This window comes from Guyparkeria sp. (assembly GCF_041687595.1).
GTDB lineage: Bacteria > Pseudomonadota > Gammaproteobacteria > Halothiobacillales > Halothiobacillaceae > Guyparkeria.
In genome coordinates, this window is the sequence record NZ_JAWLBP010000013.1 from 1 (window position 1) to 13,026 (window position 13,026).

The following is a 13,026-nucleotide window of genomic DNA, read 5'->3' on the forward strand; positions in this document are numbered from 1 at the left end:
GCTGGTTTCCCAGCAGTTCCCAGCCGGCGCTAGTTTGTCCGTCGAGACCCTAAGCCAGGAAACGACGGGAGCACACGCATGAAGTGCCAGGGCGCCTCGCTAAAGGGGCGATAGTGGGGAGCGGATTCCCTGCGGGAATCGCGGTGGCGGGAATGACATTCCGGGGCTTGTGCGAGACAATGGACGCTTTTACAGCAAACGTCGGATCCATGAATCTCCACGAATATCAGGCCAAGGCCCTGTTGGCCCATCACGGTGTCGCCGTCCCCACGGGGAAGGTGCTTTCCGAGGTGTCGCAAGCTCCGCTTGCTGACGATCTCCCGGAGAGCGCCGAGGGTCGCTGGGTGGTCAAGGCGCAGGTGCACAGCGGCGCCCGCGGCAAGGCCGGGGGCGTGATTCTCGCCAGCGGGCCCGAGGAAGTTGCCGAGGCATCGCGGAAGCTGCTCGGCTCTCGGCTGGTGACCCGGCAGACCGGCCCGAACGGTTTGCCGGTGGACCACGTGCTGGTCGAGCCCGGTGCCGATATCCGCAAGGAGTACTACCTCGCTCTCACCGTGGATCGCGCCTTGCAGCGGGTGGTGCTGATCGCTTCCTCGGAGGGCGGGATGGACATCGAGGCGGTCGCGGCAGACTCACCGGAGTCGATTCGTCGCGTCGTGATCAACCCGACCGTTGGCCTGCAGGCGTATCAGGCTCGTCAGGTCGCCTTCGCCATTGGGCTGGAGGGTGTCCAGATCCGGGATTTTGTCTCCCTGGCCCTGCGCACCTATCAGGCATTCGTCGAGAGCGACGCCTCCCTGATCGAGATCAACCCGCTGGCCGAGACGAGCGACGGCACGCTGACAGTGCTGGATGCCAAGGTGTCGCTGGACGACAACGCCGGCTATCGTCAGCAGGCGCTATGGTCCGGACGGGACGTGAACCAGGAGGACCCGGCCGAGCGAGAAGCGATCGAGCATGGGCTCAACTACGTCTCTCTCGACGGTGACATCGCCTGCATGGTGAACGGTGCCGGACTGGCGATGGCCACGATGGACCTGATCAAGCATGCCGGCGGCATGCCGGCGAATTTCCTGGACGTGGGCGGCGGCACGTCCGCGGCCAAGGTGACCGAGGCATTCAAGCTGATACTTCGGAATTCCCGTGTCGAGGCGATTCTGGTCAATATCTTCGGCGGCATCGTGCGCTGCGATCTGATTGCCGAGGGGATCATCGAGGCGGCGCGTGAAGTATCCCTCGACGTGCCCACGGTGGTCCGGTTGGCCGGGACCAATGCGGAACTGGGAAGGAAGATGCTGTCCGAGTCCGGCCTGAACCTCACCGCCGAAGACGATCTCGCCAGTGCGGCCGAGATTGCCGTGACGTTGGCCAAGCAACATCGGGGAGCAGCGCAATGAGCATTCTGGTCGCCGCGGACACTCGCGTTATCTGCCAGGGTTTCACCGGCAAGCAGGGCACTTTTCACTCGGAGCAGGCGCTCGCTTACGGCACTCGGCTCGTCGGCGGCGTCACCCCGGGCAAGGGCGGACAGACGCATCTCGGGTTGCCGGTGTTTGATACCGTCGCCGACGCGGTCATCGAGACCGGTGCGACGGCGAGCATGATCTACGTGCCGGCACCCTTTGCCGCCGACTCGATCCTGGAGGCGGCCGATGCGGGCATCGAGGTGATCGCCTGTATCACCGAAGGCATCCCGGTGCTGGATATGGTTCGGGTCAAGGCCGTGCTGGCCCAGGATTACCCGGATGTCAGCCTGATCGGGCCGAACTGCCCGGGCCTGATCACACCGGATGCCTGCAAGATCGGCATCATGCCGGGGGCGATCCACCGCAAGGGCGTGGTGGGCATCGTGTCGCGGTCCGGCACGCTGACCTACGAAGCGGTGGCGCAGACGACGGCCACCGGCCTGGGGCAGAGCACCTGCGTCGGTATCGGTGGCGACCCGGTGGGCGGACTGGACTTCATCGACTGCCTGTCGCGTTTTGCCGAGGACCCGCAGACTGAACTGGTCCTGATGGTGGGCGAGATCGGCGGGGATGCCGAGGAGGCCGCGGCGGCGTACATTCGCCAGGGTTACCCGAAGCCCGTTGTCGCCTACATCGCCGGCGCAACGGCGCCGGCAGGCAAGCGGATGGGGCATGCCGGTGCCGTGATCTCGGGTGGCAAGGGCACGGCCGAAGCCAAGTGCGAGGCACTGCGTGAAGCCGGCGTTCACGTCGTCGAGAGCCCGGCGGACCTGGGTGTGACCGCGGCAAGGGTGCTGGGCAAAACGACCGAGCGGGGTGCGGTCTGACCGTGGAGCACCTCACAGCGCAGGAAACCGGTGGGCTGCGGATCGCCCTGGCACAGATCAACACCCGGGTGGGGGACTGCCGAGCGAACGCCTCGCGCGTGATCGAACTGGTCGAGCGCGCGCGCAAGGAGGTGGACGCCCGACTGGTCGTCTTCCCCGAGCTCACCATCTCCGGCTACCCGCCCGAGGACCTGCTGCTGCGCGAGGACTTCGTCGACTCCTGCGAACGGGAACTCGAGCGGATCGCGGAGAACGTCGGCGATGTGGCGGTGATGATCGGCACCCCGGGGCGCGGCCCCGATGGCCACATGCAGAACCAGGCGGTGGTCATCGATGGCGGACGCGTGACGGCCAGGTACGCCAAGCGGGCTCTGCCGAACTACGGTGTCTTCGACGAGAAACGCTACTTCCGCAAGGGGCGCGAGCCGCTGGTGGTCGAGATCGACGGGGTCTCCGTCGGCGTGGTCATCTGCGAGGATGCCTGGCACGAGGGGCCCATTGAGGAGACAGCGCAGGCGGGTGCAAACGTGATCTGCGTGCTCAACGCCTCGCCGTTCCACCGGCAGAAGACCCGCGAGCGCGAGGCCCAGATCGCCGAGCGCGTGCATTCCAGCGGCTGCGCGATCATCTACGTCAATCTGGTTGGCGGTCAGGACGAACTCGTCTTCGACGGGCGCTCGTTCGTTTCCTGCCGGACCGGCAACCACATGCATCTGCCGGGCTTCGCCGAGGCGATTGGCTGGACCGAGGTCTCCGCCGACGGAGAGATCCTGGCACACGGGCCGAGCCATGAATGGCAACAGGGCGAGGCGGAAATTTATCGCGCCCTGACCACCGGCATCGCCGACTACGTGCGCAAGAACGGGTTTTCCGGCGTTGTGCTGGGCCTGTCCGGCGGGATCGACTCGTCCCTGGTCCTTGCCCTGGCCGTCGACGCACTGGGGGCGGATAACGTGCTGGCCGTGCGCATGCCCTCGCGCTACACCTCGCCCATGAGCCTCGAGGACGCGCAGCTCCAGTGCGACGCACTGGGCGTGCGCTGCGAGACCATCTCGATCGAGCCGATCTTCGAATCGTTCCGCGAGACGCTCTCGCCGCTGTTCGCCGGGCTGGCCGAGGATGTCACCGAGGAGAACCTGCAGGCCCGCGCCCGCGGCGTGATCCTGATGGCCCTGTCGAACAAGTTCGGTCGTCTGCTCCTCACCACCGGCAACAAGTCGGAGCTCGCCGTGGGCTACGCCACGCTCTACGGGGACATGGCCGGCGGCTTTGCGCCGATCAAGGACGTGCCCAAGACCGTGGTCTACGAGCTGGCGCGCTACCGCAACACGCTCGGTGGCGCCGTGCGCCCGGAGCTGGCCGCGGTACCGGAGCGGGTGATCACCCGCGAGCCGTCGGCCGAGTTGCGCGCCGATCAGCGGGACTCCGACTCGCTGCCGCCCTACGCGGACCTCGATCGCATCATCGAGGCGTTCGTCGAGCGCGACAGCAGCATCGAGGACATCGTCGCCATGGGGCTGGACGAGGCCATCGTGCGCCGCGTGGTCGGCATGATCCTGGTCAACGAGTACAAGCGCCGCCAGGCGCCGCCGGGCGTGCGCATCAGCCGTCGGGCCTTTGGCCGTGACCGTCGTTATCCCATCAGCTCGGGATTCCGTCCCGACAAGGTCGGTTCGTAAACGCATTCAGCTGACATGGCAGGAAATGGGAGAGCCCGAGTGGCATCCGCTCCCCGGCTCCCGCTATCCCAGATCGCCCCACTGGTACTGCAGTACCGCCACACCGGTTATCGCCGCGGTCTCCGCGCGGAGGATGCGCGGTCCGAGGGTCAGTGCGCGGAAGCCTTGCTCGCCGGCTCTCGCCACTTCCTCCTCGGTCAATCCGCCCTCGGGGCCGACTAGAAGGGCAACTCCCTCGGGGCGCGGCAGTTCGCGCAGGTCCGTCATTGGCCGCTCGGCGCGCGGGTCCAGCACCAGCCGGACCGGGACATCGGTCGCGGCGAGGGACTCGGCCAGAGAGCGGATCGGCTCGATGGTCGGCAGGATGTCGCGCCCGCACTGCTCGCAGGCATTGATCATGATCTGGCGCCAGCGGACCAGGCGCTTCTCGGCCCGATTGCCCTTGAGTTCCAGCACGCTGCGCTCGGTTTCCACCGGTGCGATCGTGGTCACGCCCAGCTCGACCGCCTTCTGGATCACCAGCTCCATCTTTTCGCCCTTGGCCAGTGCGGCCATGAGCGTGATGGGCACGACTGCCTCGCCGGGGCTCTCCGTGACGGATCCGATGGCGACGGTCGCCTCGCGGCGACCCAGGCTCAGCGTGGCGCTCGCCCGCAGGCCCCGACCGTTGAAGACCTCCAGCGGTTGGCCGTCGCGCAGCCGGAGCACGTTGCGCAGGTAGTTCACCGTGTCGGAGGGCAGGTCGATGCTGCCGCCGGGGTCCAGCTCGGCGTCGACGAAGATGCGACGGACGCGCATCAGCGCACCGCGGCCCTCGAGGCATCACGCGTGACCTCGAAGATGTGCCGGTAGTCGTCCTCGTCGAGGACGTAGGGCGGCATCCAGTAGAGGGTGTTGCCCAGCGGGCGCAGTAGCAACTCGTGTTCGAGGGCGTACTGGTAGGCGCGTACACCGCGACGTTCCTCGAAGGCGAAGGGCTCGCCGGTCGCCGGGTCGACCAGGTCCATGGCGGCGATCATGCCGGTGCGACGCACGTTGGTGATCTGGGGTTCGCCGGCCAGTTCGGCGAGGTGCCGGTCCATGATCGCCTGGGCCTCGCGGTTGGCCTCGATCACGTCGTCGCGTTCGAACAGCTCCAGGGTGGCGAGCGCCGCCGTGCAGGCCAGCGGATTGCCGGTGAAGCTGTGGCTGTGCAGGAAGGCGCGCATGGTGGCGTAGTCGTCGTAGAACGCCTGGTAGACCGTGTCGCTGGTGAGTATCGCGGCCAGCGGCAGGTAGCCGGCGGTCAGCCCCTTGGACAGGCAGAGAAAGTCCGGGGTGATGTCCGCTTGTTCACAGGCGAACAGGGTGCCGGTTCGACCGAAGCCCACGGCGATTTCGTCGGCGATCAGGTGCACGTCGAACTCGTCGCAGAGCATCCGTAGGCCGCGGATGTAATCCGGGTGGTGCATCAGCATGCCGGCCGCGCACTGGACCAGCGGCTCGACGATCACTGCCGCCGTGCGGTCGGCCTGCTCCTCGAGGATCCGGCGCATGCCGTCGAGCGCTTCGGCGGCCCGCTCGCGGCAGTCGCCAAGGTCCTGCCGACAGGCGGGCGAGGGCGCGGTGGCCGTGGCGCGCAGCAACGGACCGTAGGTGTCCTTGTAGAGGCCGACGTCACCGACGGACAGGGTGCCGAGGGTCTCGCCGTGGTAGCTGTTTGCCACGGTGATGAACTCGCTCTTCTCCGGGCGACCGCTGTTGCGCCAGTAGTGGTAGCTCATCTTCAGCGCCACCTCGACGCCGGAGGAACCGTTGTCGGCGTAGAAGACGCGGTCGAGCCCGGAGGGGGTGATCTCGACCAGCTGCTCGGAGAGCTCGATCACCGGGCGGTGCGAGAAGCCGGCCAGGATCACGTGCTCGAGACGGTCGAGCTGCTCCTTGATCCGTTCGTTGATGGTGGGATTGGCGTGACCGAAGATGTTCACCCACCAGGAACTGATGATGTCCAGGTAGCGTCGCCCGTCGAAATCGTACAGCCAGGGCCCCTCGCCCCGCTCGACGGGTACCAGCGGGATGGATTCGTGATCCTTCATCTGGGTGCAGGGATGCCAGAGGACGTTGAGGTCCCGGCGTTGCCAGTCCTGGTTGCGGGTCATGCCGTGCTCCGGAAGTCAGCAGTGGATTCAGCGTTCGTTGATGGTTTCTTCGACGCGGCGACCGAAGTGCCGCCCGCCGCGCGCGGCCAGCGAGACCCGCACGGGATCACCAGGGGCGAGGTCGACTACGCTGACCGCCCGTCCTTCGGGCGATACCAGCCGGATCGTCTCAGCGTGCTGGAGTATGGCGGAAAACCGGTTGCCCTTGGCGTCGACCGCTTCGACCTGCACCATCGGTCGCCGTTCGATCTTGTTGCGGCCCACGGCCAGCGTGCGGGTCCGGCCGTTCGGATCGACTACCAAGGCGGGGTCGCCGCTGGCTATTTCGGCCAGATAGCGCACCCGGTCGCCGGGGGTGACCACGTAGCCGTGAATCGCGCCGGCATTCACCCGGAAGGGGCGAGCGGCACAGTGCGGGTTGTCCACGTTCTCGCTGTGTATCAGGAAGCGGGCGTGGTTGAAGCTGCCCACCAGCAGCCCTTCACCCGGGGTGAGTTCGCCGATCAGGTCCAGACAGCTGCGGTCGCCCATGCCCACCGGGGTGATCGAGGTGATATGAGCGGTGGTGAGCTCGACCTCTGACGGGTCGAGTTCCGCGAGTACGCGGCCCAGCGCGTCGATGCTCGCGGCATCGGCGTCCCGCAGCCAGATCCCGGCCACGCCCTTTTCCATGATGGTCAGGGCCAGTTTGGCCTGCTCGACGTCGTCGACCACCTGGATTACCGCCGCGCCGCGGGAGATCAGGTTCTCCGCCGGGATAATGGTCCATTCGGCAGGCTCGACCACTGCGAGCCGGTCAAGACCGACCTGCTCCTCGTCGCTTTCCTGTTCGATCCGGTAGCGCTCGAAGTCCCGACCTTCCACGAAATCGCCCCCGGGCCCAACCCGGTCAAGCCCGGCGGCATCGATGTCGGCGTCGTCGGGCAGGACCACCGCCGTGGCCCCGGCCTGCGCCGCGGCATGGACGAGTCCGGCGTCCGGGCGGGCCGGTTCGACCCAGATGTGCTTGCGCGAGAGCGTCGTGGTCATGGTCGCGAGTATAACGTCTGTGGCCAGGCTGTCGGTGGTGAGGCAGGGAGGTGGGCCCGCGGGCGCCGGTCTACTGCAGGGGGCGTTCAGTCGCGGCCGATCAGGCCGGCGTCGCGGCAGAGCCCGATGACCGGCTGCGAGCGGTTCATGGCGTAGAAATGGATGCCGGGCGCCCCGGCATCGACCAGCTGCCGGCACAGTTCGGCGACCACGTCGTGGCCGAAGGCGCGCAGGCTGTCCATGTCATCGCCGAAGGCCTCCAGCCGCTTTCTCAGCCAGCGCGGGATGTCCGCGCCGCACATGTCGGAGAACCGCGCGAGCTGCTGGTAGTTGGTGATCGGCATCACGCCGGGCACGATCGGCACGTCGACGTTCAGGCGCTCGCAGTCGTCGAGAAAGCGGCGGTAGGCCTCGATCGAATAGAAGTACTGCGTGATCGCCGCATCCGCGCCGGCGTCGACCTTGCGCTTGAAGTTGGCCAGGTCCGTCTCGGCATCGGGTGCCTGGGGATGGAACTCGGGGTAGGCGGCCACCTCGACGTGGAACCAGTCGCCGCTGTGCTCGCGGATGAAGGCCACCAGCTCGTTGGCATAGCGAAAATCACCCGGGTCCTGCATGCCGCTGGGTAGATCGCCGCGCAGGGCGACGATCCGCCGGATGCCCTGTTCACGGTAGTCGTCGAGTATTTGCCCGACGCCCTCGCGCGAGGAGCCGATGCAGGACAGATGCGGGGCGGCCGGCACGCCCGAGTCGCGCTGGATCTCGCGGACCGTCTCGAAGGTCCGCGTCTGGGTCGAGCCGCCGGCGCCGAAGGTGACCGAGAAGTACTCGGGACGGATCTCGCGCGCGAGTTCCTGGTAGACCTCGCGCAGCCTCGCCTCGCCCTCGGCGGACTTCGGCGGAAAGAATTCGCAGGAAACCGGGATCGGCATGATTCCTCCGGGGAATGAAGATCGGGCCGGGCAGGCGTTCCCGCCCGGCAGGTCGGCTCAGTCGCGCCGGCTCAGTAGCGGTACGTGTCCGGCTTGAACGGGCCTTCGGCGGGAACGCCGAGGTACTTCGCCTGCGCATCGGTCATGCGCGTGAGCACGCCGCCGAAGCCCTCGACCATGTAGCGGGCGACCTCCTCGTCGAGCTGCTTGGGAAGGACCTCGACGCGCAGCGCCTCACCCTTCTTCTCGGCCGGCAGGTCGGCGAAGCGATCCTGGAACAGGTGGATCTGCGCCAGCACCTGGTTGGCGAAGGAGCCGTCCATGATGCGGCTCGGGTGGCCGGTAGCGTTGCCCAGGTTCACCAGGCGGCCTTCGGAGAGCAGGATCAGGTAGTTTTCGCTGTCCGGATCGAAATCGCCGCCGGCCGTCGCCTCGCGGTAGACCTTGTGCACCTGCGGCTTGATCTCTTCCCAGGCCCAGTTCTCGCGCATGTAGGCGGTGTCGATCTCATTGTCGAAGTGGCCGATGTTGCAGACCACCGCAGTGTTCTTGAGCGCACGCAACATCGGCGCGTCACAGACGTTGACGTTGCCGGTGGTGGTGACGATCAGGTCGATCTTGCCCAACAGGCGCTGGTCGATGCCGTCGTCGTTGCCGGTGTTGATGCCGTCGACGTACGGCGAGACCACCTCGAAGCCGTCCATCGCCGCCTGCATGGCGCAGATCGGGTCGATCTCGGTGACCTTGACGATCATGCCTTCCTGGCGCAGCGAGGCGGCCGAGCCCTTGCCCACGTCACCGTAACCGATCACCAACGCCTGCTTGCCGGAAAGGAGGTGGTCGGTCGCGCGCTTGATCGCATCCGAGAGCGAGTGACGACAACCGTACTTGTTGTCGTTCTTCGACTTGGTAACCGCGTCGTTGACATTGATCGCGGGGATCTTGAGCGAGCCGTCCTCGAGCATTTCCAGCAGGCGGTGCACGCCGGTGGTGGTCTCCTCGGAGACGCCGTGGATGCCCTCGAGCAGGTTCGGGTACTTCTCGTGCATCAGGCCGGTCAGATCCCCGCCATCGTCGAGCAGCAGGTTCGGAGTCCAGGCCTCTTCATCATTGCCGGGGCCCTGAATGGTCTGCTCGACACACCACCAGTATTCCTCCTCGGTCTCGCCCTTCCAGGCGAACACCGGGATGTTGTTTGCGGCGATGGCGGCCGCGGCGTGGTCCTGGGTGGAGAAGATGTTGCACGACGACCAGCGCACCTCGGCGCCCAGCGCGGTGAGCGTCTCGATCAGGACCGCGGTCTGGATGGTCATGTGGATGCAGCCGGCGATGCGCGCCCCGGCCAGCGGCTGCTCGCCGCGGTATTTCTCACGGATCTTGATCAGCGCCGGCATCTCGCGCTCGGCGATGCGGATCTCGCGGCGACCCCAGTCGGCGAGATTGATGTCGGCGACCTTGAAGTCGTTGAAGGCTTGGGGCTTGGTTACGGCATTCACTTCTTGCGCGTCCTCTCGGTTCTTTCGCGTGAATCGACTTGAACACGAGGGCGACGATGCGGCTCTTGTTCAAGTCGAGGGCTTGAAAGCGGATCGTTCGGCGAGTCTGCCGTGACGGTCCTCAAGAGCGCCGTTGATCGGGTTGCAGTCCGCGGGGGGGCGGTCTACAGCCGCGTCCCCGGTCGAGCCTGATCCGCGCATGAGCGGATTGCAGCGCTCCTCGACCGGGGCGGGTTTGCTGGAATCGGCAGGCGATTCGCGTCGGCAAGTATAACCTCAGGCCTACAGGTTTGCATCCACGCGCAAGGTCTCGGCGCGGTCGATCCGCTCCCAGGTGAACTCGGGCTCCTCGCGGCCGAAGTGCCCGCCGACGGCGGTTTTCTGATAGATCGGCCGGACCAGGTCGAGCATCTTCAGGATGCCGTAGGGGCGCAGGTCGAAGTGCTCGCGCACCAGTTCGGTGATGCGCTCGTCGGGAATTCGGCCGGTGCCGAAGGTGTCGATGCTGATCGAGGTCGGTTCGGCCACGCCGATGGCATAGGACACCTGGATCTCGCAACGGTCCGCCAGCCCGGCGGCGACGATGTTCTTCGCCACGTAGCGCCCGGCGTAGGCGGCCGAGCGATCGACCTTGGAGGGGTCCTTGCCGGAGAAGGCGCCGCCGCCGTGACGGGCCATGCCGCCGTAGGTGTCGACGATGATCTTGCGCCCGGTCAGGCCGCAGTCACCCACCGGGCCGCCGATGATGAACTGGCCGGTAGGGTTGATGTGGTACTTGGTGCGCTTGTCCAGCCACTCGGCGGGCAGCACCGGCTTGATGATCTCCTCCATCACCGCTTCGTGCAGTTCCGTCTGCGAGATGTCCGGGTTGTGCTGGGTGGACAACACGACCGCGTCGACGCCGACCGGCTTGCCGCCCTCGTAGCGGAACGTGACCTGCGACTTGGCGTCGGGGCGCAGCCAGGAGAGTGTGCCGGCCCGGCGCACGTCCGCCTGGCGCTGGACCAGCCGGTGGGCGTAGGTGATCGGCGCCGGCATCAGCACGTCGGTCTCGTTGGTCGCGTAGCCGAACATCAGCCCCTGGTCGCCCGCCCCCTGCTCGGTGGCGACCTCTCGATCCACGCCCTGTGCGATGTCGGAGGACTGCTTGCCGATGGCGTTGAGCACGCCGCAGGTGTGGCCGTCAAAGCCCAGCTCCGAGCTGGTGTAGCCGATGTCGCAGACTACCTTGCGCACCAGCTCGTCGACATCAACCCAGGCCGAGGTGGTCACCTCGCCGGCCAGCACCACGAAGCCGGTCTTGACCAGGGCCTCGCAGGCAACCCGGGCGTTGGGGTCCTGCTTGAGGATGGCGTCGAGAACGGCGTCACTGATCTGGTCGGCGATCTTGTCCGGATGCCCCTCGGAGACGGATTCCGAGGTGAACAGGTGGCGCTTGTTGCCAGGTGCGGTCATGTGGGACGAGCCTCGTCTGATGGTGTCTGGTGGATTGATGGGCCGTGCCCGGTCCCGCGCTCAGTACCCGTAGGTGCCCAGGAGCAGTTCCGAGTGTCCGCGATAGAGGTTGTCGTTGGCCCGGACGATATCGGTCAGGTTGTTCGATTGCAGGATTTCCTGTCCTTCCTCGCTGCGGCCGAACGACACCAATGCCTGCTCCAGGGAATCTGCGGTGCGCGGGTGCACCTCGGGGGATACGGAGAAGGCGAGGAATGGCAGCGTTTCGGTTGTCACCACGGTGTTGAGCCCGGTGTACCCCCCGACCAGAGGGGTGGGTATGACCGCGGCGCGCACTTCCTCGTCCAGAACGGCCTGGACTACGTCGCGGTTGGTGTCCCGGAACACGAGATCGGGCTGTTTCACCGGGTTGGGGAAGAGCTGGTAGAGAGTCAGGGCGCTGACTGACGGTGTCGGTTGCACGGCCACGCGCTTGTTGACCAATTCGTCGGGCGCGAAGACCAGGTCGTCCTCGCGAGTGACCAGCGACTGGGTCACCCCGCCGTCGAAGCGAGCGATCACCCGCCAGCCCTGGCGCTGGATCCGGAAGTCGGTGACGGGGGCCGAATCGAGAGCGATGTCGAAGTCCGATCCGCTGCGAGTCGCTTCCCAGAAGGCGAGGTAGCTGGGGAACAGCTTGAGCTCCACCGGCTGGTCGATCTGCTTGGAGAGATGCTCGGCCACGGGGGTGTAGGCCTCGACAAGCTCCGCTTCCGGCAGGAAGGGCGCGATGGCGAACTCGAGGGCGTCCTCGGCCTGGGCTTGCAACGAGCCGAGCGTCAGGCCAAGGGCGGCGATTGTGGCAGTAACCGTGCGGGCCGCCTTGTGAAGCGCGCCGCGGATGATGCGGTCGTGTGCCCGGCTGGCTCCATTCTTGAAGACGGTGAGAGGGCGTGTCGAGAACGCGTGCATGGGGGAGGCCTCCTGGTCCTTGGCAATTCGTGTCCGAACTGGCTCTTGATTCTTATCGTTTGATCGTCGGTCCGACCCGAGCGGCGTCATGCCCCGGTGGCCGAGTGATCACGAAAAATATCACAAACGGTCCCACCCGGACGAGAGAGTCTCTGGACAGCAGGTGCCGCCGGTGTGAGAGACTCCCGCTCCTCAGCAAAGAGTTGGACAGGACAGCAGCAGGAGGAGAACGCATGGCACGAACCGAAACCCCCGTCTGCGACTTCGGTCGGCCGGCCGTGGATTTCGCCCTGCCGGATACGGATGGGCGCATCTGGCGGCTGGCTGACGTGCGCGGGCCGAAAGGCACCCTGGTGATGTTCATTTGCAACCACTGCCCCTACGTCAAGGCGGTGCTCGATCGGATCGTTCGCGATGCTCGGGAATTGAAGGGGCTGGGCGTTCACTCGGTGGCAATCATGTCCAATGATCCGACGGACTACCCCGAGGATTCGCCACAGAACATGAAGCGCATCGCCGAGCAGTACCAGTTTCCCTTCCCCTACCTCCTCGACGAATCTCAGGCGGTCGCCAAGGCGTATGGCGCGGTCTGCACGCCGGATTTCTTCGGTTACAACGCCGACCTGGAGTTGCAGTACCGCGGCCGCCTGGACGCTTCGCGCAAGGAGGCCGAGCCCGACGCGCCGCGCGAGCTGTTTGAGGCGATGAAACAGGTCGCCGAAACGGGGCGCGGCCCCGAGGATCAGGTGCCTTCCATGGGATGCTCGATCAAGTGGCGCGAGGACTGAAATCGGTCGTCGGCCGCCGCGCTCGGGAGTTCCCGGCGCGACTCGAATGCGGGCTCGACGCGTCTCCAGGTCGGGAAGATGCAGGCTGATCGCTTGTAAAGGACGGCACTTGGCACGAGGGCCGGTGTCTCGTATTGGGGCCTCCGGCGGTGGCCCCAATGCGACCCTTGATTGCCTGCCAAATGTGATGCGACAGACGGTCGTCCGTAACTGATTGAAAATTCTGGTGGTTGCCTTGCGCAGGGGTTTTGGCGACAATGTCGCG

General features: G+C 66.3%; 11 protein-coding genes and 1 riboswitch. Of the genes, 4 read left to right on the forward strand and 7 right to left on the reverse strand.

What is annotated here, in order from left to right:
- Window positions 1-209 precede the first annotated feature (209 nt).
- From sucC to ACESL5_RS03530, 3 genes are read left to right on the forward strand one after another with little or no spacing between them, the layout of a single operon-like run.
- Window positions 210-1,397, forward strand: coding sequence for an ADP-forming succinate--CoA ligase subunit beta (gene sucC, locus ACESL5_RS03520; RefSeq protein ID WP_372591403.1), 1,188 nt, complete (start codon window positions 210-212; stop codon window positions 1,395-1,397).
- Window positions 1,394-2,293, forward strand: a complete 900-nt coding sequence (gene sucD, locus ACESL5_RS03525; RefSeq protein WP_372591404.1) for a succinate--CoA ligase subunit alpha — start codon at window positions 1,394-1,396, stop codon at window positions 2,291-2,293. Before sucC ends, sucD begins: the two co-directional genes overlap by 4 nt.
- Window positions 2,294-2,295: 2 nt before the next feature.
- Complete coding sequence (locus ACESL5_RS03530) at window positions 2,296-3,972, forward strand: NAD+ synthase (protein WP_372591405.1); 1,677 nt, start codon at window positions 2,296-2,298, stop codon at window positions 3,970-3,972.
- A 63-nt stretch (window positions 3,973-4,035) separates the two neighbouring features.
- Here the strand turns inward: ACESL5_RS03530 and ACESL5_RS03535 are convergent, their stop codons facing one another.
- From ACESL5_RS03535 to ACESL5_RS03565, 7 genes are all read right to left on the reverse strand, one after another.
- The gene (locus ACESL5_RS03535; RefSeq protein WP_372591406.1) at window positions 4,036-4,770 is read right to left on the reverse strand and encodes a 16S rRNA (uracil(1498)-N(3))-methyltransferase; all 735 of its coding nucleotides are present in this window, start codon (window positions 4,768-4,770) and stop codon (window positions 4,036-4,038) included.
- Window positions 4,770-6,110, reverse strand: coding sequence for an adenosylmethionine--8-amino-7-oxononanoate transaminase (locus ACESL5_RS03540; protein WP_372591407.1), 1,341 nt, complete (start codon window positions 6,108-6,110; stop codon window positions 4,770-4,772). The genes ACESL5_RS03535 and ACESL5_RS03540 overlap by 1 nt, the downstream gene beginning before the upstream one ends.
- A gap of 27 nt (window positions 6,111-6,137) precedes the next feature.
- A complete protein-coding gene (locus ACESL5_RS03545) occupies window positions 6,138-7,139 on the reverse strand; it encodes a 3-dehydroquinate synthase II (RefSeq protein ID WP_372591408.1) in 1,002 nt (333 codons plus the stop codon).
- Between the two features lie 86 nt (window positions 7,140-7,225).
- The gene (gene metF, locus ACESL5_RS03550) at window positions 7,226-8,071 is read right to left on the reverse strand and encodes a methylenetetrahydrofolate reductase [NAD(P)H] (RefSeq protein WP_372591409.1); all 846 of its coding nucleotides are present in this window, start codon (window positions 8,069-8,071) and stop codon (window positions 7,226-7,228) included.
- A gap of 71 nt (window positions 8,072-8,142) precedes the next feature.
- Complete coding sequence (gene ahcY, locus ACESL5_RS03555) at window positions 8,143-9,567, reverse strand: adenosylhomocysteinase (protein WP_372591410.1); 1,425 nt, start codon at window positions 9,565-9,567, stop codon at window positions 8,143-8,145.
- 118 nt (window positions 9,568-9,685) lie between these two features.
- A riboswitch (S-adenosyl-L-homocysteine riboswitch) is annotated at window positions 9,686-9,795 on the reverse strand.
- Window positions 9,796-9,849: 54 nt separating this feature from the next.
- Entirely contained in the window at window positions 9,850-11,022 is a 1,173-nt protein-coding gene (gene metK / locus ACESL5_RS03560) for a methionine adenosyltransferase (protein WP_372591411.1), read from the reverse strand.
- A 60-nt stretch (window positions 11,023-11,082) separates the two neighbouring features.
- On the reverse strand, window positions 11,083-11,973 hold the full coding sequence (locus ACESL5_RS03565; protein ID WP_372591412.1) for a phosphate/phosphite/phosphonate ABC transporter substrate-binding protein: 891 nt from the start codon (window positions 11,971-11,973) through the stop codon (window positions 11,083-11,085).
- A gap of 233 nt (window positions 11,974-12,206) precedes the next feature.
- On the opposite strand from ACESL5_RS03565, the gene ACESL5_RS03570 reads away from it, so the two are divergent.
- Window positions 12,207-12,761: a thioredoxin family protein gene (locus tag ACESL5_RS03570; protein ID WP_372591413.1), complete on the forward strand. Its 555-nt coding sequence runs from the start codon at window positions 12,207-12,209 to the stop codon at window positions 12,759-12,761.
- Window positions 12,762-13,026: the final 265 nt, after the last annotated feature.

Bases quoted from the DNA above. Each gene is read 5' to 3' on its own strand.
- sucC (WP_372591403.1), top strand. From the start codon at position 210: ATGAATCTCCACGAATATCAGGCCAAGGCCCTGTTGGCCCATCACGGT.
- sucD (WP_372591404.1), top strand. From the start codon at position 1,394: ATGAGCATTCTGGTCGCCGCGGACACTCGCGTTATCTGCCAGGGTTTC.
- ACESL5_RS03535 (WP_372591406.1), bottom strand. From the start codon at position 4,770: ATGCGCGTCCGTCGCATCTTCGTCGACGCCGAGCTGGACCCCGGCGGC.
- ACESL5_RS03540 (WP_372591407.1), bottom strand. From the start codon at position 6,110: ATGACCCGCAACCAGGACTGGCAACGCCGGGACCTCAACGTCCTCTGG.
- ACESL5_RS03545 (WP_372591408.1), bottom strand. From the start codon at position 7,139: ATGACCACGACGCTCTCGCGCAAGCACATCTGGGTCGAACCGGCCCGC.
- metF (WP_372591409.1), bottom strand. From the start codon at position 8,071: ATGCCGATCCCGGTTTCCTGCGAATTCTTTCCGCCGAAGTCCGCCGAG.
- metK (WP_372591411.1), bottom strand. From the start codon at position 11,022: ATGACCGCACCTGGCAACAAGCGCCACCTGTTCACCTCGGAATCCGTC.
- ACESL5_RS03565 (WP_372591412.1), bottom strand. From the start codon at position 11,973: ATGCACGCGTTCTCGACACGCCCTCTCACCGTCTTCAAGAATGGAGCC.
- ACESL5_RS03570 (WP_372591413.1), top strand. From the start codon at position 12,207: ATGGCACGAACCGAAACCCCCGTCTGCGACTTCGGTCGGCCGGCCGTG.